Here is a 20,419-nt window from a genome sequence, read left to right on the forward strand (position 1 = left end):
CCACTAGAGGATGGCATCATGAGTTCCAACATGATCGATCGGAGTATTATCCACGATGTCGGGAGGCGGCGGCGCGGGTTTTTGGACGTCGGCAGCCACCGGCGCCGAAACGTCTTGAGCCGATGCGGCGTCCGCCTGAGACACGGCAGTCTGGGAGGGCGCGATGTCGCTGCTGAGCGTGACGCCATAGTCTGTATACTGGGTTCCGTTGAACAGCGAATCTGCCGGAGGCGGTGGCGCATCGTTCAACGCGATCACATCGCTCGCGACGGCGGTGGTCGCCGCGGCATTTGATGTGTCCGTCACGACGTTCTCCGGCGCAGTGGTGGCGGATCCCGAACTCTCGATCGGTGCGTCAGCGGTAGTGGCGAGCGCAAGAAGCGTGTCGGCCGATCCAGGAGTTTGAGCGCTGCTGGTGTCCGGCACGGCCGGCTCTACCGGTTCGGTCGCGGGGTTGCTGAGCGAGTCTCCGGCGCTGGTGAGCACCGGCTCGGTCGTGTCAGCGACGGGTGCCGCACTCGCCAAAGCATCGCCAGCCACGCTGCCCGTGTCCGCCGGTTGCGACACGTCGCTCGGCGCATCGGTCAGCGCGGCAGCTGTTGTGGTGAGCACCGGCTCGCTCGTGTCCAGGACCGGCGCCGCACCCGCCAAAGCATCGCCAGCCACGCTGCCCGTGTCGGCCGGTTGCGACACCTCGCTCGGCGCATCGGTCGGAGCCGCAGCTGTTGTGGTGAGCACCGGCTCGCTCGTGTCCAGGACCGGTGCCGCACCCGCCAAAGCATCGCCAGCCACACTGCCCGTGTCGGCCGCTTGCGACACCTCGCTCGGCGCATCGGTCGGAGCCGCAGCTGTTGTGGTGAGCACCGGCTCGGTCATGTCAGCAACCGGCGCCGCACTCGCCAAAGCATCGCCAGCCACACTGCCCGTGTCGGCCGCTTGCGACACCTCGCTCGGCGCATCGGTTGGAGCCGCAGCTGTTGTGGTGAGCACCGGCTCGCTCGTGTCCAGGACCGGTGCCGCACTCGCCAGAGTGTCGCTTGCGACATTCTCAGTGTCGGCCGGATGCGACACGTCGCTGGTCGGATTGGTCAGAGCGGCAGCTGTTGTGCTGACCACCGGCTCCCTTGTGTCCAGGACCGACGCGGCACTCGCAAGAGCATCGCCAGCCACACTGCCCGTGTCGGCCGGATGTGACACGTCGCTCGGCGGATCGATCGGAGCCGCAGCTGTTGTGGTGAGCACCGGCTGGGTCATGTCAGCGACTGGCGCCGGACTCGCCAAAGCATCGCCAGCCACACTCGCCGTGTCGGCCGGATCCGACAACTCGCTCGGTGGATCGGTCGGAGCCGCAGCTGTCGTGGTGAGCACCGGCTGGGTCATGTCAGCAACCGGCGCCGCACTCGCCAGAGCGTCGCCAGCCACACTCGCCGTGTTGGCCGGATGCGACAGCTGGCTCGGCGGATCGGTCGGAGCCGCAGCTGTTGTGGTGAGCACCGGCTCGGTCATGTCAGCAACCGGCGTCGCACTCGCCAGAGCGTCGCCAGTCACACTCGCCGTGTTGGCCGGATGCGACAGCTCGCTCGGCGGATTGGTCGAAGCGGCAGCTGTTGTGGTGAGCACAGGCTCGCTCGTCTCAAGGACCGGCGCGCCACTCGCAAGAGCATTGCCAGCAACATCGGTGGGCTGTGATACATCACCAGGCGCACCGTTACCCGTGGTCAGTGCCGACTCCGCGATCTCAAGGGGGGGTGCTGAACTATCAAAGGTGTGAGTTCCCGTGCTGTCCGATGCAACCGTTTGCGACAACGCGGTCGACTGAGTGTCTGGACCCGTCGTCTGGCCAACCACCTCGTTGCTCACCGTGCTCACGGTGTCGGTAGCCGTCGCGAGCGCCGGCGGCACCGTCGCCTCGACCGGCGCAATCGCACCAACCGCGTCGTTAGCTAGTGGGCTGACGGTGTCGGTCGCCGTCGCGAGTACTGGCGGCACCGCCGCCGCGACCGGCGCAATTGTTCCAACCACGTCGTCGGGCAGCGTGCCCGCGGTATCGTCCAAGGTCGTGAGCGTCGGCTGCGCCGCCTCGACCGGCGCAATTGCGCCAACCACGTCGTTGGGTAGCGTGCTCACGGTATCGGTCGCCGTGGTGAGTGCCGGCATCACGGCCGCCTCGACTGGCGCAATCGTACCAACCACATCGTTGGGCAGCGTGCCCGCGGTGTCGGCCAGAGTCGATAGCGTCGGCTGCGCCGCCGCCTCGACCGGCGCAATCGCGCCAACCACGTCGTTGGGTAGCGCGCTGACGGTGTCGTTCGCCGTGGTGAGTGCCGGCATCACCGCCGCCTCGAGCGGCGCAATCGCGCCAACCACGTCGTTGGGCAGCGCGCTGACGGTTTCGGTTGCCGTCGCGAGTGCCGGCGGCACCGCCGCCTCGACCGGCGCAATTGCGCCGGCGACTTCGTTGGGTAGCGTGCTGACGGTGTCGCTCGCCGTCGCGAGTGCCGGGGGCACCGCCGCCTCGAGCGGCGCGATCGCGCCGGCGACTTCGTTGGGCAGCGTGCTGACGGTGTCGCTCGCTGTCGCGAGTGCCGGCGGCACCGCCGTCTCGACCGGCGCAATTGCACCAACCACGTCGTTGGATAGCGTGCTGACGATGTCGGTCGCCGTGGCGAGTGCCGGCATTACAGCCGCCTCGACCGGCGCAATTACGCCAACCACGTCGTTGGGTAGCGTGCCCGCAGTGTCGGCCAGAGTCGATAGCGTCGGCTGCGCCGCCGCCTCGAGCGGCGCAATTGCACCAACCACGTCGTTGGATAGCGTGCTCACGGTGTCGGCCAGAGTCGATAGCGTCGGCTGCGCCGCCGCCTCGAGCGGCGCGATCGCGCCAGCCACGTCGTTGGGCAGCATGCTGACGGTGTCGTTCGCCGTCGCGAGTGCCGGCGGCACTGCCGCCTCAACCGGCGCAATTGCGCCAACCACGTCGTTGGATAGTGTGCTGACGGTGTCGGTCGCCGTGGCGAATGCCGGCTTCACCGCCGCCTCGACAGGCGCAATCGTGCCGGTCACGCCATGGCTCAACATGCTGACGGTGTCAGTCGTCGTCGCGAGCGCCGGCACCGTCGTCTCGACCGGCGCGATCGCGCCAACCACGTCGTTGGGCAGCGTGCCCGCGGTGTCGGCCAGGGTCGTGAGCGTCGGCTGCGCCGTTGCCTCGAGCGGCGCGATCGCGCCGGCCTCGTCATCGGATAGCGTGCTGACGGAGTCGCTCGTCTTCGCGAGCGCCGGCGGCACCATCGCCGCGACCGACGCAATCGTGCCGGCCACGTCGTTGGGCACCGTGATGACGGTGTCGCTCGCCGTCGCTAGCGTCGGCGGCACCGCCGCCTCGACCGGCGCAATCCCTACCACCACGTCATTGCTCAGATCGCCGAGCATTCCAAGCGGGGGAAAGGAGCTGACGATCGACGGGCTAAACGAGTCGCAAAACACATTAGACCGAACGGATTCGAGCGGTGACTCACCGGGCAATTGAGTGCTTCCGAGGTCGGAATCCGCTGACAGCGAGTTGACGCAACTAACGTCGGCTGAGGGGTGAGCATGGTGCTTGCAAAAATCGACATCGTCGCCACTCCCACCCCCACCCCCAGAGCTCGCAGTAGCCACTGCTTCGCCACGAGCGGTGCTTGGTCTGGGCGCGTCTTCATGCGGCTCCGCCAGGACCCAGGTCGGATCGAGCTGAGCCACATGCGTGTCCGACGAGGCGGCCGGCCCTTTGGGCCTCTCATCCTCCGCGCCCGGTTTCGCGGGATCGCTCGCAGGCAGCTCGTCGTTTGTCCCTTGCGGCCCCGCACCTGCCTGAGCGGCTGTCGCGTCTTCTTGCTTGGCCAGCGCAGATTTGAACGGGGCGGCAAGAAACTCCTCGCAGGCAACTAGCTGGGCAATAAAGAACGACCGGGTCAAGAAACTGAAAGAGCCGGATCGCTTGTCGGCACGCTGCACTCCGGCTTCGAATATCTTCCGCTCTTGTTCGAACAATTCGCGCTTTTCTACCTGCATGACCGGCGCCTTTCTTATTCAAAAACCACCCTCGCCCGGCAGCATTCACCGCCAGACGAGTCTCTTCGGCATGTCAGGCGTCCGTGTCGTGCGACGTATCCGTCGCCGTGTCGAAATGCCCTACGTCGAAGTGATCCATTGGGCCCATCAAACCGATGGCGTATTCGAGCGCATCGTCGGAAGACATCGAAGCGAGCGCGCCGTGTATGTCACCCGAATGATCTGGACCGTGCGAGCTGAAATCACCCGCGAACTCACCATGGGAGAAGTCGAACTTGGCCAGCGCGTCACCCGGACTGCGATCGGTGTCGCCCCTGCTGCCATCGTCAGCCGGCTCGAGATCGCAATGGTCGTTGGGCTGGTATTCGCCGTCCTTGGCGTCCTTCCAGCCCCCATCGTGCTCTGGGTAGTTGCCGTCTTTCGGGTAGGCGCCCATGCCGCTAAGCTTGGAATAATTGTCTTTGCCGTCGCCGTTCGAATACTCGTCGTTACCGCTGTGATCGTCATTCCACTTTGACTGCTTGCCGTCGCCACAGTCGTCGGGCTTGGTTGACGTGCATTGCTCGGGTGGGACGCCGGTTCCCGCGAGCTTTATCAGCCCGAGAATGCTCGTAACACTGCTCAGGATAGACATGGCTTCGCTCCTCGCTTCAGCTTTGCGACGGTCACAGGCACGTGCGTCACGCGCGCTTGCCCTGCCCGGATCACCACGCCGTCACCCCTACTGTCGCCGAAGCACGCCTATGGATGCAGCGGCGAAAAAATAAATTCACGCCTCATTCGAGCTGCCGGCGCATGGCCACGAGCTCTCTCCGGATCCACGCCTTGACGGTTCCGACGGGAACCCGGAGGTATTCGGAAATCTCCTCGTGCGTGCGCCCGTCGACGATCGCCAGAAGTAGGCTCGCGCGGCGCTGTGGCTCGAGTTGATCGAGCATGGTTCGCAGCGTCATGCTGTCCGGGATACAGCACGCAGGGTTCGGAGCGGTCTGCTCCCGCGCACAGATGGCATTCAATGCATCGTCCTCGAGCGCGAGTTCGCGCCTGGCGTTCTGCCGCATCTTGAGCGCCGTGTTGCGGACGATCGTGTAGATCCAGCCCCGGGCGGATCCGCGTGCAGGATCGAAGTTCTTCGCATATCGGAGAATCTGCGCGAATGCGTCGTGGATGACGTCTTCGGAACGCGATCTGTCGTGCACGATACGGTGCGCCATCGCGCGCAACTGCTCCTTCTCCCGCGCGTAGATCTTGCCGACGGCGGACTGCGATCCGGAGGCGCACTCAAGCAGAGCTGTTTCGTAATTAAGAGCCGTCTCGCCAGTGAGATAGCTGTCATGGCGCGCTGCGCCGGAGCGAGACTTTGCCTTCGTTAAATCGAGGCACTGATGGGGCATGGTCGAAGTCACCCCTCATAAGGCAGAGCAGATGCGTGACTACTTTCACGCACAGGGCCATCTGCGGCATTTAATGCCACGCATTTAATTTTATTTAAATGATCGATTTTAAAAAAATACGAAATCGGCTGTCGGCGAACTCAAGTCAGCAAGCATCGACTTCGTTCCCGGAAGTTTTCAAAATTTTTTTCCCCAATCGCCAAAGGGCGACGTGGTCGTCAGTGTGCAGGCGGACCATAGCACGTCGTGCTCGCCGGCCAGGTGAGCCGTGCAATGTGAATTCCGTCGATTTCTGTTGTTCGGAGAGAGCGGAGGCGGCCCGGCATTCGTGTTGTCTTTTTCAGGCCCGGCGAAGCCGTCGCAGATCACATTTGCCGCTCCACGTCGGCCGCTTGCGGACCGAGGCCACGTTCTCGAGCGAAACGTCTTCGACCTTGTCATTTAGCTCGGCAGCTTTGTCGAAGAGAGCCCAACGGCCGCCGGGTGGCACAGTCTGCTAAGTCACATTTATAACTTCGGAGCAGGCATCAGATCCAACTTCCCCGATGTACCGTAATGCCTTCGAGGGTCGTTCGCAGCCCTTCAAAAGATCGATATCGCTACCCTCACATTCGACCCTCTATGCAAACCTGCCCGCAACGCGATCAGGCTGCGACGGCTCCAAGCCTTTGCGCTGCCCTCGGAGCGGCGACTTGCGCAGCCATTGCGATGAGTGCGGTGCCATCGATACAGGCTGAGCGGCTTCTTGGGGGGCGAACCCGCCCATGGCGTCGCAACGCATTTTCCTTCGGAAGGCCCGATGTCGTATTCCTGCCGCCGTCGAAGATGCCAGTTAGATCAGAACGTCCAACACACTCTGACGAAACCGCACTGATCCCAACTTCAAAGCGCCATGCTTACAACGTTGTCGGTTCACAATGAAAACGAGCACGTAGCACATGCCGTACAAAAATTTGCGCAACGGTGCATCCAGATTGGCGGCTTCCGACTAGAGGATAAGTGGTCGCCGTCAGTGCGGCGCCATCAACACCCAAGATAGTACACAACAAAGGAGAGTAACATGCATGAATTTACGTACCCTGTTGAACTGCGCGACGAAGAGCTCGACCTCGTAGCCGCCGGCGGCGGCCACGACAAGTGTGGCGGTGGCGACGAAACCACACAAGTCGGCTTGGTCAACGTCAACGACACAAACATCGGAGTCAACGTCCTCGGGATCCAGGTGCAAAAGACGTAAAGGCGAGATGCGCGGGCGAACCGCTTCTCCATAGCGGGGGAGCGGTTCTCCACCGCACCAGGCGATACCCGTCCGCAGCCGTGGCGCGGCGGAGAGACTACTACGCGCAGCCTCAAATCGACGAATGAGAGCGAAGCAACGTAGCAATAAGGTGCGTCCATGGCGACACGGCCAGCTCTATTTCGCCACGAAGCTGTCGACTTTTTGCGTCAGCGCCACAGCTGGGGTGAGGTCGTATTGCTGCAGCCGCTATCGAGCACGCTTCTTAGCTGGAGTCTTGCGGCGCTCGTCGTACTCATTTTGTGTTTTCTCTCCATCGCGCAATACGCGCGCAAGGAGACCGTCTCCGGGTATCTCACGCCGACCTCCGGCACGGCTAAGATTTTCGTATCACAACAGGGTTTCATCAAAGCGATACACGTGAAGGAGGGGCAGGAGGTTGCGGAGGGTGACCCGCTCCTGACCGTAGTCACTTCCCAAATCACAGCCAATGGCGAGGACGTCAATGCCACCGTACTTGCGGTGCTGACGCAGCAACGCAATGTGGTCGAGCGACAGATCGATGCGGAAGATCGCCGAACCGCCTCGGAACAGGATCGCCTCGGTTCCACGATCAAGGGGATTGAAGGAGAGATTGCCCAACTCGAGGATCAGCGGAACATCCAAAACGAGCGACTGAAGCTTTCCGAGAGCTTCGTATCAACGGGCGCTAAGCTAACCGCGAGCGGCGCATTGCCAACGATTGAGCTCAAGCGCCGCGAGCAGGCCGCACTTGAGCAAAAGCAGAGCGTGGTGTCGCTCGATCAGCAGATCACCGCGCGACGCACCCAGTTGACAGACGCTCGGCATACACTCGAGCAACTCCCAACCATCGCCGCAGAGAGGATCCGAGGACTGCGTAATGAACTCTCCTCGATCGAACAGCGCGTGGCCGAGGTGAACGGGCGGCAGGCTTACGTTATCAAGGCGCCCACGAGTGGGCGCGTGTCCACGCTGCAGGCGACTGTCGGCCAGATCGCTGATCCACGGCATATGCAGCTCGAAATCATTCCCCTTGATGCGCGCTTGCAGGCGGAGCTGTTCTTTCCGACGCGCGCGTTTGGTTTTGTGCGCCCCGGCCAGCAGGTTAGGATACTTTACGATGCATTTCCTTATCAGAAATTCGGCACCTACCGCGGCAGCGTGACAAAAGTCTCTCACACGATTCTGACCGGCAACGAAACGACCGGGCCGATCGCCCTCAAGGAACCGGCTTACCGTGTGACTGCGGCTCTCGAGCGGCCCGACATCGACGCCTATGGCCGTAAGATGCCGCTTCAGCCGGACATGCTGCTCAGGGCCGACGTTATCCTTGAGCAGCGCTCCCTGATGAGGTGGCTGCTTGATCCGGTGTTAAGCGCAAGGATGTAGCGCATGCAGGGACTATTGAATTTCAGCGGACGCAGATTCCTCCCGGTCATTCGGCAGACGGAGGCGACGGAATGCGGGCTCGCGTGCCTTGCCATGATAGCGTCTTATCATGGTCATCGAACTGACTTGAACAGCCTGCGGCGCCGGCATCCAGTGTCCCTAAAAGGCGTCACTCTCCGCGACCTCATGGAAATAGCAGCTCGCCTGGGGCTGGCGTGTCGGCCGCTGCGAATCGAGATCGGCCATCTCTGCCAATTGCGTCTGCCGGCTATTCTGCACTGGGACATGGCTCATTTCGTTGTTCTGAAAGCATATAGGAAAAAGGGGATCGTGGTGCACGATCCGGCAGCCGGCGAGAAATGGTTTCCCCTCACTGAAGCATCTAGACATCTCACCGGGGTCGCGCTCGAGCTCTCGCCTACTGAAGAGTTCTGCCGCACAGACGAGAGAGCGCGATTGCCGTTCTCGGTATTCTGGAGCGGAATGAACGGAAACACTTGTGCCCTCGCCCAATTATTGGTTCTGTCGGTGGTCATCGAAATTCTTCTCCTCGCCGCCCCTTTCTACATGCAGCTCACCGTTGACGAGGTCATCGCCAGAGGCGATGTCGATCTTCTGGTCGTCCTCGGGCTGGGTTTCGCTCTGCTTCTTCTGATACGGGTCGCATCGACCACGACCCGCTCGTTCATTATTCTTGTTCTGCAGAACACGTTGAGCTTTCAAATCGGCGCCCGGCTGTTTCATCATTTGGTGCGTTTGCCACTCTCATTCTTCGAAAAGCGGCACATCGGCGATATCCTGTCTCGCTTCAACTCGATCGAGCCCATCCGCAACGTGCTCGCGGAGGGACTGATCACGGGGTTGATCGACGGTCTCATGTCGGTGTTGATGCTGGCGTTGATGTTCAGCTACAGCGTCCAGCTCGGACTTGTCGTCCTGCTGGCGTTCGCGTTGTATGCCAGCCTGCGGCTCGCTCTTTTCAGCATGTTCCGGCAACGGAGCGAAGCGGCCATTCACAGTAAGGCAGACGAGAACTCCACTTTCATCGAAACCGTGCGAGCGGTGCAAAGCCTAAAGTTGCTCAACCGAGAAAACGAACGGGAGAGCCAATGGCTGAACCGCTATGCTGCGTATATAACTGCCAACGTGCGGCTAGGTCGGGCGAGGATCAGCTTCAAAGCGATTAACGACACGATATTCGGCTTGGAGAACGTAATCACAATCTACCTCGCCGCTCGCCTCGCACTGGACAACCTCATCACGGTTGGCATGATATTCGCGTTCGTCAGCTACAAGCTGCAGTTCGCTGAGCGGACAGCGCTGCTGATCGAGAAGCTGGTGGATGTCCGCATTCTCGGACTGCACCTGGAACGTCTCGCCGACATTGCGCTCACCCCGCTCGAGCGCGGGCACGACCGAGACCTGTCCTATATCCGCCAGATTCGCGGCGAGATCGAACTGCGCAACGTGTGCTTCCGGTATGCAGAAGGAGAGTCTCTGATTCTGAACAACGTCAATCTGTGCGTTGCTCCCGGACAATTCGTAACGATCATGGGACCATCGGGCTGTGGCAAGTCAACCCTTGTCAAGATTATGCTTGGGCTGCTGGAGCCAACGAGCGGAGAGGTTCTGATCGACGGCCTTCCGCTGGGCCAGATCGGACCGCGCGCTTATCGCGAGCAAATTGGCGCGGTGATGCAGGAGGATCAATTGCTGTCGGGATCGATTGCCGACAATATTTGCTTTTTTGACACAACATTCGATCTGCAAGCGATGATCGATTGCGCGCGGATTGCCGGCATCCACGACGACATCATGGCAATGCCGATGAGCTACAACAGCCTCATCGGCGACATGGGAAGCTCGTTATCCAGCGGGCAGAAACAGCGAGTATTGCTTGCGCGCGCGCTCTATCGCCGACCAAAGATCCTGTTTCTGGACGAGGGCACGGCACATCTCGACACCGAGAAGGAGAAGGAAATCAATGCGAATCTCCGGCACCTTAGTATGACGCGCGTGAGCGTAGCACACCGTCCCGAAATCACCCACGGAGCGGATATCATCATCCATCTTGCCGCGGCGGCCAGACCGTTTCGGGTCGGAATGACGAGCCTCAGACGAGAAGCGGGGCCTGCGCAAGACGTCGCTGTCACCGGGTTTGCCGCCGAAGGTGCGAAATCGGCCGAGACCGGCCACGATGACTGCCCCGGTGACGCCACGGGCGATTGCTCGAAGCGCGATAGTGACTGGAAAGACGCCAAGGACGACGACTGCCATTCACAGAAGGACTGCTGCCAGCCGCGGAAAGACTGCAACCCCAAGCCGCCCGACGACTGTGGCAAAGGCGACAACCCGGGTGAAGCGCTGGCCAGGATCGACTTCTCACGATGCTGATTCGGCTCGCGCAGTCCGGATCATTCGCGTGACATGCAAGGCGCACTCGCTTCGATGACGTCCGACGACGCGCTCGGATACGCCATCGGCTGGCCAAACGCCTGCTGAAGTCGCGCGAGGACGTGCTGGCCGCATAGGAACCAAGCCGATTCTTCGCTCTTTTATTGTTGCCTGGATTCCGATGTAAGGCCGGGCTCAACTTTCCCCCAGCCTTGAGCCTGGGTCGCTCCGAACCTCATGGAATTAGTGTCGATGCTCACGCTCCGGTTGGCTGCTGCCGCCATCAAGGCATTCGGAGAACGCCTCGACCAAACCAGTCGCTCCCGCCTGTTCACGCTGGCGGGGCGCCATCAATATGCGAAACACCGACGTTTTCGCAGATTGAGACGAACGCCCTCTTCGCCTCAGCGTCCTCAAAGCAAAATCGTGTGCCTAGGACTCCGCGCTCGATCCACCAGTCGATTTTGTTTGCCCGCGAAATGCGGGATGCCTCTCCGCGCAACTGATCCAATTGCCTTCCATGGGCCCGAACGATCACACAATTTGTCATTCTCTTATCCCCCCAAAAAAAGCGCTGTTCTAACGAGCCCTGAACGCAAGAGTCCTTCCGACTGCTCATCGCGCACGCGCGGTGAGCTATCCCTTCAAAACGCCAGAAAGTCACAGAGTCAGTCGCTCCGCAGCGATCGCACGTCAATCGCTCCTGGCCGAGCATGTAGCGCCCGCGGATCGCGGAAGCGGCATTTTTGCAAGATGGACAAATCAACAACAAATTGCGCATACGCCAGCGCATCACCAGACCGCCCAACACCTTCGACGCCCCCTTCGTGAATCAGGTATCTCGCTGAGGAGGAGCTTAGCGAAACTTTGCACGCCTGAATGTTCGAACACAGGAACCGCCCTGCGCTTGCTCAGGGCGTGGTGGTATCCTTTCCGAAAGCTGCTAGGCTACGCTCAACTGCGAGAGAGCGATGAGCGATGACGCGAAAGATGCAGGCTTTGCGGCGCTAATCAGCGGCATTTTTGCTCCGTCCGCGTCGCCCGCCACCGCGCCTCCGGCGCCGGCGATGCCGCCAACGCTCCAAGAGGAGCCCGTGACCGCGGCAGCGCCACCTGCGAAGCCAGTCGCTCCCTTGTCCGCCGGCGGCCCCGATGAAAAACTAGCGCGACTGCCCGCTGTGGCGATCGCCGACCTCGTCCTTGGTGAGCTTCGCAAAGTTGATGGCTTTTCGAAATCCGGAGTCTCGATCACCGTCTATGGAAGTCGACCTTGGAATGCCATGATCAGGTTCGCACCGTTCTCGACCACTTCCCAAGACGCTGCACGCCTGCGCCACGCTTTGCCGGATATCGTCTTCAGGCTTCGTCAGTACGTCGAGCTCGAAAAGTAGGTTCTGCCGATCACGTTCCACTCGGCGCTCCTACCCCCGCGCTCGGCGTGACTTCCGATAATTAGACTGGCTGTGCCCACCCTTCAGGGCCGGGTCTCGCCCAAGCCTGCCGCCAAGGCCATCTCGACCACTCTAGACGACCTTACTTTGGTGGTTACAATCTTGGCGCCGTGCGCCACAAGCTCGGCCGCGCGCAACCGAACAGATCCCTGCTAGCGGATTCATCTTCGTTGCGGCGAGTTCTTTTTCATTGCCGCGACCGTAGGCCGTTTTGAGGCCCCGGCTTCGGCCTTTCTGACCCGCTCTCGCAGCTCGATGAGCTGACGGTACTCGGCTTCCAGCGGGTCGCGATAGGAGAACTGCGCGGCTGGTGCACGATAGTTCGAACTTCCATACGACGAATATCGAATCATGGAAATCGATGCCTGTTTTCAGGCAACCCCCACTAACTGGTGGTTCGGGAAAATACCCGATCGACGCGACGATATTCCGTCTCGGCAACTTGGCAACTAATGTCACTCGTTAAGCTTGATGCTCGCGAGAAGCGTTAAACCTGGAACTGCCGACAGGAATGAATCTGCACGCGAGGGCCGGCTAGCTAAACGAACACACCAGATCGAAGAAGCTTTGAATGCTGACGGCGCTCGACCACGAACATAATACCGCAAATAATCATTGCGAGTTGCATCCACTTCTTTTGAGCTGTGGAGAATAGTGAAAAATAGAAGAATTGAGAGCGCAGAGCGCATTTAATCCGACGCAGTGAGTCGGAGTCCTTGAAGTGCCGGACATTTGGTTTCCACTTCTCGCGACCGCCGTCGTCGGCACACTCCTTTTCCTTGCGTTCCGACGATAGCCCGCCCGTGTGGCAATGAATCCTCAGCCGCCCCCGAAATCGCGGTTCCCTGCGCGATGCCTTTGACTATGCATAAACCGGAAGGTTCACTTCCAAGCCAGGAGGTGGACGTGAGTACCTGGTTGCTCATTTTTCTAATTGTTTTGAGCGTGGGCATTTTAATCGCACACGCTATCGACGCGATGCGCTCCTGAATCTCCGGACGTCACTTGTCGTTTAGTTGGATCTCGTGAAGAAGGACAAAATCGTGCACTGTCTAATCGTAAGCGCTGCTCCGCGCGAGATAGACCGGCTGAGAGCTGAGGCCTCCCGCATCGCTCGTCAAGGCGAGGCAGACTGGTGGGTCGAGAAGCAAGACAAAGGAACGCATTTTTGCTTTGGCAGTAACGAGGCTAAGGCCACCTTCGCGCAGCTATGCAAGTCGCAAAGCGTTCATTGTTCAGACGCCTAGCGGCCGAGTTTGCTCTCTGAGAGAGAAACCCGTGCGCCGCGGGCGAGAGAGCGAGACCGACATCCGAGCGCGGGCTTGCGCCTTGGCTCACGATCTGTGGCCGCGCGGCCTGACTTTCGACAGATGGCCGGACCTTGGGCATCCCGCGGGGGCTCCCTTCAAACCGCATCAGCTCGCTGCGGCCACGGCATTCCTCGGTGCGCCGCCTAGCCCCGCACACCCCAAGCTATGATATTCCTTCGGCCGGCTGAGTGCAGCTGCCCGCGTTGATTAGGTCATCTGCCGCGTCTAATCAAAAGCTGAGACAATGAGGAAATGATCCAGCTTCCGGCCACCTCGAAGTTGCGGCTTGAGCCATCGCGGCACCCTGCCCCGCCCCGACCAGGTCTCCGTCGGATTCTTCGGATTCCGATACTTTGGACGAACGGGCGGGTATTGGCGGCGCTTGCGCTCAAACCGAGTGACCTCGTGAGCCATTCCGATCCGTCGCAGCCGTTCCTCCAATCTGGCTTTTTCCGCCAACATTGTGTCGCCAAGTTTGGCGGTCACCTCGTCGTGAATTTTCAAAAGCTCGTCAAGCGATAGCAACTTCAGATGATCGATGTTCATAGCTCCATCCCCGGTTCTAAGAGCATTAATCAATCAAGCCCAAACAGCGGGCAAGGCACGGCTTACAAAACGGTCCCACAATCCACATTTAATTTCGGCAACCAGCGGTATAATGGCGAGAGAGCGGTAATACCGTGACGAGCGCGAAAAAACCGTGGGCGCATTTAATTCGCGCACTTGGTTGCGATCCTGAATTCTGCACTGTCGCCTTTTGGCAACCCGGGCACCGCGCTCGGGCGCTGACTCACACGTCCGTAATCCGTAAAAAGGCACAAAACCGGGAAAATTGTCAGCGTGATCGAAGAGATTAGAGCTGGCATTGAAGACCCAGTTATGACGTCCGTAGGGTGGGCGAGCTCAAAATGAAAAATGGAAATAGACCGTTTTCTAGCGCTCGGGTTGGAAAGGAGACCTGATCCGCGAAGCAGATGCATTTAATCGCGGTGATGTGCTCGGATGTGGGTTAATTCACAGAACTGTTTAAAGGATCGAGTAGGGTGCCCGGCAAGCGTTCTGGTCTTCGAGGTCGGGCGGATGACACGAGAGCTTTCGCCATTGGAAAAGCAAGCTGCGGACGCACTGAGGCGAGCGCGGCGACTTCCAGTCGGTCCCGATCGGAACGATCTTCGGCAACTTGCATGGGGCCTTCTTGGCTGCACCGCAACGGGATGGATGCGCTCACCCACCGGCGAAACACCGATATTGCGGCCGCCCCGGTCGACATCAACCATCTCGCTCCAGAGCAGGATGTCGACCTCGCGGATTGAGCCGGACAATCCTGCCTTCGATGCCCGCCTAATTCAGGTGCTGGATAGATCGCTTCAGATGCCATGCCCACACACTGTGATTGAGCTTGAGGCTCTAAGCAGTCGATGAAGCAGGCCTGTTTGTTGGATATGCGTTGCGGCCTGTCGGATTGGCTTCGATTTGTAGCCTCTGAGGTTTGCGGCGATCTTGGAATGGGTTCGCGCAGGCGGGGAATGTCGATCTTTGAAAATGCCGCGACCGTCCACGGTAAAGCGGACACAGACGCCTGTCCGCCTCCACCGCCGGACCGTCGCACCGATATTGATAAATCTGCTCGCCGCTGCGCTCGCAGACTACAAACCGTTCCTGATCCGACCGAGAACGCGTTTGGCCGAAACGGTTGTTCGTCGCTCGACTTGCGCTTTGGCGTCCAGCACTTTATCGCCAGCTCGCGCGGCGCGCGGGCGGTTCACCTCGTCCGAAAGACTGGTGCCCTTCCCAAACGTTCCGACCGGACGACCATTTGTTGCGTGACCAACACTGATGTTTGCTTTGGCCTGTGCTGCAGGGGCTGATGTGTTTCGGGTGGACGACGGGCCAATGATCAGCTGGTCCTCATTGCTCGTGCCCGTCCCAAGCGCGCCGATCGGCAGACCATTTTGAGCGTGACCAACCCCGGCATTTCTTGCGGCCTGGGCTGCCGCCCGCGACTTCACCGGCGTGGCGGGCTGAACGTTCGGATTTCTCGGTTGGCCGTTGGTGCCCAGATTTGCGCCCGTGGCGGTGTCTTTCGTCCCCATTCCTGGGGGCGCTGACGGACCAGCATTGCCTGCACGCGTCCCCATCCCAGCAGGCGCCGACGGGCCAGCGTTGGCGCTGCTCGCCCCCGTCCCCGTACCCGCACCCGCGGACCCCGCATTTGCGCCGCCTGCTTGCGCCAGGACCAACAGAGATGAGCTCGCGACGATCGCGGCGAGAACCAAAGGGATGGCATGGGACATCGGACAATCTCCTTGGCCGAGCCATTAACTATGACGAGGGAACGCGGTTCCTGTTAGCCATTGCTCTTTCGACCGCCACAATGCAGGGCGAAAGCCAAATGGCGGTATCGATTAGCCTTCTGTGGTAGCAGGATACACACCGTTAGACGTGGAAAAAGTCCTCAAACTATTCGCAATTGCGCTGGTCAAAACAATTTTCGTGTCCGCCGAACGTTGCTTCTCTCCGACCGCAGAACTGTGCAGTAGAGAATTGTGTTCTGAAGCCGCGCGAGGCTGTGCGCAGCTATTTGGGCGCTCCCGCCTATTAAGCTCTGAACAGTCGTCACTCCAGAGATCGCCGAAGCGTCGATGATGTCTGTTCCATGAACGAAATCTCTGATCGCGTCATGGCTTGCAACCATAGCGGCGGAGCTTGCCCTCTATGACATCCAGAAGCGTATTCGCCACCCGCCCACAAATAGATGGCGGCAACACCGGACGGTGTCGTCGAGCAAACCGGTGCTGTGTTCGAAGCCAAGTTCATGCTGCCCTTGGCATTCACGGAGGTGGCTGCGACCGACAAGCACTTGGCCAAGTTTCAGCACAACATGTGGGTCACAACTACCCGCAGCGCCGTTCTCAATCATCACCGGAGGCGGCAAATGGGTCGACATCAAGATTCATGCTGATCCGCTCTATCAGCACGTTCTTCTGACAGCCGAGAGAAGTTCTGGCGCTGCGTCCAGAGTGGCGAACCCCCTGTCCTAAACCGGGAAAATTGTCAGCGTGATCGAAGAGATTAGAGCTGGCGTTGAGAGACCCGGTTATGACGTCCGTAGGGTGGGCCAGCTCAAAATGAAAAATGGAAATAGACCGTTTTCTAGCGCTCGGGTTGCAAAGGAGACCTGATCCGCGAAGCAGATGCATTTAATCGCGGTGATGTGCTCGGATGTGGGTTAATTCACAGAACTGTTTAAAGGATCGAGTAGGGTGCCCGGCAAGCGTTCTGGTCTTCGAGGTCGGGCGGATGACACGAGAGCTTTCGCCATTGGAAAAGCAAGCTGCGGACGCACTGAGGCGAGCGCGGCGACTTCCAGTCGGTCCCAATCGGAACGATCTTCGGCAACTTGCACGGGGCCTTCTTTGGCTGCACCGCAACGGGATGGATGCGCTCACCCACCGGCGAAACACCGATATTGCGGCCGCTCCGGTCGACATCAACCATCTCGCTCCAGAGCAGGATGTCGACATCGCGGATTGAGCCGGACAATCCTGCCTTCGATATTCGCTAGATGTATCGCCAGAGGGCGAGCCACAGCTCGACAGGCAATTCTTTGAGCAGCTTGATCCGATGGCGGTCTCCAAAAATCGCAGTCCGCTGGCCCCAGGCCTATCAAGCTTTCTGGCGCTGAACGCAGATCAAGACCTGGCAATCAGACGTGTTAACCGTCCTTCACGTGGCGGCAGTCCGCCCCCCAATTTGCAGGCACAGTTGCAGGCTGATTCTCGATCCTTCTGCCTAAAAGAAGACCTGATTGCGAGCGCAGTAGCTCCTTTGCCTGATCATCGATTGCGGAGAGTCGCTCCAGCTGCCAGCCCTATGTGTTGCGGGCTCGTGGCGTTCCCGCTATTGAGGAAGCATGACAAGATTTTATCTCATTGCGGGATGGCTAGCGCTGGGGGCCATAGCGTTCGTGACGCTTGGTCCCGTCCATGACAGACCCCAAGTTGCGCCGCCTCATCTGGAACATTTCGCAGCGTTTCTGGTGTTGGGCTTGGTATTCTCACTGGCCTATCCAAACCGGTCGATCCATGCAATCACAATCGCGGTTGGCGGCGCCATCCTCCTTGAGGGTCTGCAACTCCTGACGCCCGACCGACACGGTCGCCTGGTAGATGCAATGACCAAGGTTGCCGGGGCTGCTTCTGGCATTATGCTGGCTCGCGTTGCGCTCAACTCTTGGCAAGCTAGATTGAGAAGCGTGCCTGCGGTGAGCAACATTTTGAGGCAAAGCGAGCAGGATCAGCGTTAGTCGCGCTCGTTGCCCACATTTCATTATCCTCTTTGAGATCGTCTTGACGACAGCGGCGCCCATCTTCCTAAAGTTGCTGCCCCTACGGCATGTACGCCTGCAACGGCATTCTGTTCAATCACGAGTCTCCGGTGCGCGGCGAGACCTTTGTCACCCGCAAAATTACTCGCGCCATGGCGCGGATCCATTTGGGACTGCAGGAACGCCTATACTTGGGCAATCTGGATGCACTGCGCGATTGGGGCCACGCCCGCGACTATGTCGAGATGCAATGGCTGATGCTGCAGCAGGAGACGCCGGACGATTTCGTCATCGCCACTCGGTGAGAGAATTCGTCGATGTGGCGGCCAGCGAAGTTGGAATGCGTATCCGCTGGGAAGGCACGGGAGTGGACGAAAAGGGATACGATGCAAAGACTGGAAAGTGCATTGTCTCTGTGGATCCCCGGTATTTCCGACCGACCGAAGTCGCCACCCTTCTAGGTGACCCTACCAAGGCGAAAGAGAAGCTCGGCTGGGAACCCAAAACTTCATTCGAGAGCCTGGTTCGCGAGATGATGAAGGAAGATGTTGAATCGGCGAAGCGGGACGAGTTGATCAAGCAGCACGGCTTCCGCTACTTCGCGCGACACGAATAGCCTGTCGGCAGGTCGTCATCGCGATTAATAAGGAGGTAAGCGCTCTCGCGGCGCTTTGCTCTTGCCAAGCGAAGTCACCGCGGTGTCATCCCTCTTCAGGGCAAGCGAACCGCATTTTCCACCGGCAGTGGGGAACGAGGCGTTAGACTAGAGACCGGACCGACGTCTCGCTGCTCTCGCCAAGATCCCAAGGTTTCCGAGCAGATGCCTTGCCGCTATCGCCGCACTCTTGCCTTCGGTGACTTCCTGGAGCTTGTACTCAAAGTAGTCGGGCAAGACGCGATCCAGATCGAAGGGGCTGGTTAGAGGGGAAAAACCTTCGGGACAACAATCGCCGCGACAAAAGACGAGAAGGTTCTGTCGATACCAGGGCCGAATTCGGCTGTCGTCATATATCTGCGGTCGGACGCAATCGAAGGCGCTGTAACCATGGCCGCTGAACCGTTCTGCCCAGTAGGATGGCCACTGCTCGTTCAGGTGGTTTCTACCGCCTTGACCCTTGACGGCAGCAGAGAACAGTACGATTGGCGCAGCGTCTACGAGCGCGGAGACGAAATCATTTGCGCTACTCTCGGGCAAATGCTCGGCGACCTCTAACGAACACGCCAAATCGAATTTGCGGCCGATATCGGTGATGGATCGAAGATCCATGGATTTGAACCATTCCGACGGAATTCTGAGCTGATCGCGAGGCACGTAGTCGCCGTCAATTCCGAGATAATCGCTCACACCGTTCCTAGCGAATTCGTGCAGCCAGGCGCCGACACCGCAGCCGACGTCAACGACCGAATTCACTTTGAAAAGTCGAAGCACCAGCGGGACGATCACCGACGCAGATTCGAAAGACCCGACTGACTGCTCCTTGAAGAACTGCGCACCGTAATGCTCAGCGAAAGAATTCTCCATATCGACACCTCCAGACAACCAGCTATCGACACCTCCGGACAACCAAGGCTGCGCCATGCCGGCGCATAACGTCAAGCCCGTCACTCATTGGAGTTGGCAGCAAAGATTTGACCTGTGCGGTCAAGTTCCGCGCTGCCACATTTATGACACGCGACCTCGGGCTCGCGGATCGCACTCTCAACTTCGGGCGCTCCAATAACGCGCGCTCTATCGCGGCAATACGTTCTCGTGCTTTCGGCAAAGGCCTTTTTCAATAGACCTCTCACCGACTTTGAAGCGCCTGGGCCGTATTGCGTACTTCATTGAATGCGTCGCCGCGTTGCCGTCATTATGTCCGACGATCGGGAACATTGGCGCGTCTATGCATCGAGCGGGTTGACCTGCCTTCATGCGGAGGTCTAATTGCCGGATGGGCTGTTCAGGCGACAGAACAGGCGAACTCATTATGCTTACAGCGCCGCTACGCTTTGCCGGCCGATTGCGCCGCTACATTTCTCGGCGCCTTTACGGCGATCCCGACTACTATCTGGAACTATGTTCCGGCGTGATTCATGTCGGGGCAAATGCTGGTCAAGAACGAGACCTCTATGCCCGACACAAACTCAAAGTGGCGTGGATAGAACCTGTACCGGAGCAATTTGAAAAGCTTCGACAAAACATCCGTTCGCTGCCTGACCAGCGGGCAATCAATGCGCTGATCGCGGATACTGATGGCAAGCCCTATACTTTCCATGTCTCAAATAATGATGGCCTGTCATCGTCCATTCTGGAGTTGCACGGTCACAAGGACCTTTGGCCGGATGTGCACTACGTCCGCGACATAGCGATTCATTCTTCGACGTTGAAAACGGCTCTTGAAACATGGGAGGTCGACCCCGGTCAATACAATGCCCTTGTGTTGGACACTCAGGGCTCGGAGTTGCTGGTTCTGCGGGGCGCGGAAGAAATCTTGGGGCAATTCAGATTTATCAAGACCGAAGCGGCGGACTTCGAGTCATATCGGAATTGTGCGACCGTTGACCAATTATGCTCGTATCTGAAACCTTTTGGCTTTCAAGTGAGACGCGAGGACCGGTTTGCGAAGCGTGCGTCTGGTGGCGCCTATTTCGACATCTTGTTCGAACGCGTCTAAGGCTGAAGTCACCCAATGACGCGAACCTGTCGGCTTTGGTCCGAAGGCGGATCTGGTCTGCTGATTACTCTCGGCTCCTGGTGGGCCGCGCCCGTTCTCCCTCGCGTACCCGGCGACAGTTGCCTTTGCCTCGGCGCCGCCCTACGAACAACCGAAAACGGCCAAACTCCCCGAACGAAATGCGCAGTA

General features: G+C 59.5%; 13 protein-coding genes and 2 pseudogenes. 9 read left to right on the top strand and 6 right to left on the bottom strand.

Translation table 11 applies throughout. From position 1 onward, the window contains the following. Window positions 1–3: 3 nt before the first annotated feature. The 3 genes from IVB18_RS38505 to IVB18_RS38515 form a co-directional block, all read right to left on the bottom strand. Complete coding sequence (locus IVB18_RS38505; RefSeq protein ID WP_247985461.1) at window positions 4–3,432, bottom strand: hypothetical protein; 3,429 nt, start codon at window positions 3,430–3,432, stop codon at window positions 4–6. 694 nt (window positions 3,433–4,126) lie between these two features. Further along, window positions 4,127–4,687, bottom strand: a complete 561-nt coding sequence (locus IVB18_RS38510) for a hypothetical protein (RefSeq protein ID WP_247985462.1) — start codon at window positions 4,685–4,687, stop codon at window positions 4,127–4,129. 142 nt (window positions 4,688–4,829) lie between these two features. Further along, window positions 4,830–5,447: a sigma-70 family RNA polymerase sigma factor gene (locus IVB18_RS38515; protein WP_256476582.1), complete on the bottom strand. Its 618-nt coding sequence runs from the start codon at window positions 5,445–5,447 to the stop codon at window positions 4,830–4,832. Between the two features lie 1,060 nt (window positions 5,448–6,507). Between IVB18_RS38515 and IVB18_RS38520 the strand changes: the two genes are divergently transcribed. The 4 genes from IVB18_RS38520 to IVB18_RS38535 all read left to right on the top strand — a co-directional run bounded on the left by IVB18_RS38520 (window position 6,508) and on the right by IVB18_RS38535 (window position 11,879). Further along, window positions 6,508–6,684 (top strand): hypothetical protein, encoded by a 177-nt coding sequence (locus tag IVB18_RS38520; RefSeq protein ID WP_247985464.1) that lies wholly within the window; start codon window positions 6,508–6,510, stop codon window positions 6,682–6,684. Between the two features lie 159 nt (window positions 6,685–6,843). Continuing rightward, a complete protein-coding gene (locus IVB18_RS38525; RefSeq protein WP_247985465.1) occupies window positions 6,844–8,094 on the top strand; it encodes an HlyD family efflux transporter periplasmic adaptor subunit in 1,251 nt (416 codons plus the stop codon). 3 nt (window positions 8,095–8,097) lie between these two features. After that, window positions 8,098–10,488: a peptidase domain-containing ABC transporter gene (locus IVB18_RS38530; RefSeq protein ID WP_247985466.1), complete on the top strand. Its 2,391-nt coding sequence runs from the start codon at window positions 8,098–8,100 to the stop codon at window positions 10,486–10,488. A 971-nt stretch (window positions 10,489–11,459) separates the two neighbouring features. Continuing rightward, a complete protein-coding gene (locus IVB18_RS38535; RefSeq protein ID WP_247985467.1) occupies window positions 11,460–11,879 on the top strand; it encodes a hypothetical protein in 420 nt (139 codons plus the stop codon). 1,595 nt (window positions 11,880–13,474) lie between these two features. On the opposite strand, the gene IVB18_RS38540 is transcribed toward IVB18_RS38535, so the two are convergent. Continuing rightward, on the bottom strand, window positions 13,475–13,795 hold the full coding sequence (locus IVB18_RS38540; RefSeq protein ID WP_247985468.1) for an H-NS histone family protein: 321 nt from the start codon (window positions 13,793–13,795) through the stop codon (window positions 13,475–13,477). A 638-nt stretch (window positions 13,796–14,433) separates the two neighbouring features. Here IVB18_RS38540 and IVB18_RS51745 point away from each other — a divergent pair. Then, entirely contained in the window at window positions 14,434–14,562 is a 129-nt protein-coding gene (locus IVB18_RS51745) for a hypothetical protein (protein ID WP_256476583.1), read from the top strand. Window positions 14,563–14,895: 333 nt separating this feature from the next. On the opposite strand, the gene IVB18_RS38545 is transcribed toward IVB18_RS51745, so the two are convergent. Next, window positions 14,896–15,342 carry a hypothetical protein gene (locus IVB18_RS38545; protein WP_247985469.1) on the bottom strand — a complete coding sequence of 149 codons (447 nt, stop codon included), beginning with the start codon at window positions 15,340–15,342 and terminating at the stop codon, window positions 14,896–14,898. 615 nt (window positions 15,343–15,957) lie between these two features. Between IVB18_RS38545 and IVB18_RS38550 the strand changes: the two are divergent. The 3 genes and pseudogenes from IVB18_RS38550 to IVB18_RS38560 form a co-directional block, all read left to right on the top strand. Beyond that, window positions 15,958–16,289, top strand: a pseudogene (locus IVB18_RS38550) (endonuclease); the annotation flags it as partial. Window positions 16,290–17,162: 873 nt separating this feature from the next. Continuing rightward, the gene (locus IVB18_RS38555; protein ID WP_247985470.1) at window positions 17,163–17,555 is read left to right on the top strand and encodes a VanZ family protein; all 393 of its coding nucleotides are present in this window, start codon (window positions 17,163–17,165) and stop codon (window positions 17,553–17,555) included. Between the two features lie 83 nt (window positions 17,556–17,638). Next, window positions 17,639–18,192 (top strand): annotated as a pseudogene (locus IVB18_RS38560) (GDP-mannose 4,6-dehydratase); the annotation flags it as partial. A 147-nt stretch (window positions 18,193–18,339) separates the two neighbouring features. Here IVB18_RS38560 and IVB18_RS38565 read toward each other — a convergent pair. After that, the gene (locus IVB18_RS38565) at window positions 18,340–19,098 is read right to left on the bottom strand and encodes a methyltransferase domain-containing protein (RefSeq protein ID WP_247985471.1); all 759 of its coding nucleotides are present in this window, start codon (window positions 19,096–19,098) and stop codon (window positions 18,340–18,342) included. Between the two features lie 445 nt (window positions 19,099–19,543). Here IVB18_RS38565 and IVB18_RS38570 point away from each other — a divergent pair, with 445 nt between their 5' ends. After that, a complete protein-coding gene (locus IVB18_RS38570; RefSeq protein ID WP_247985472.1) occupies window positions 19,544–20,230 on the top strand; it encodes an FkbM family methyltransferase in 687 nt (228 codons plus the stop codon). Window positions 20,231–20,419: the final 189 nt, after the last annotated feature.

The sequence above is a fragment of the Bradyrhizobium sp. 186 genome (assembly GCF_023101685.1).
Lineage (GTDB): Bacteria > Pseudomonadota > Alphaproteobacteria > Rhizobiales > Xanthobacteraceae > Bradyrhizobium.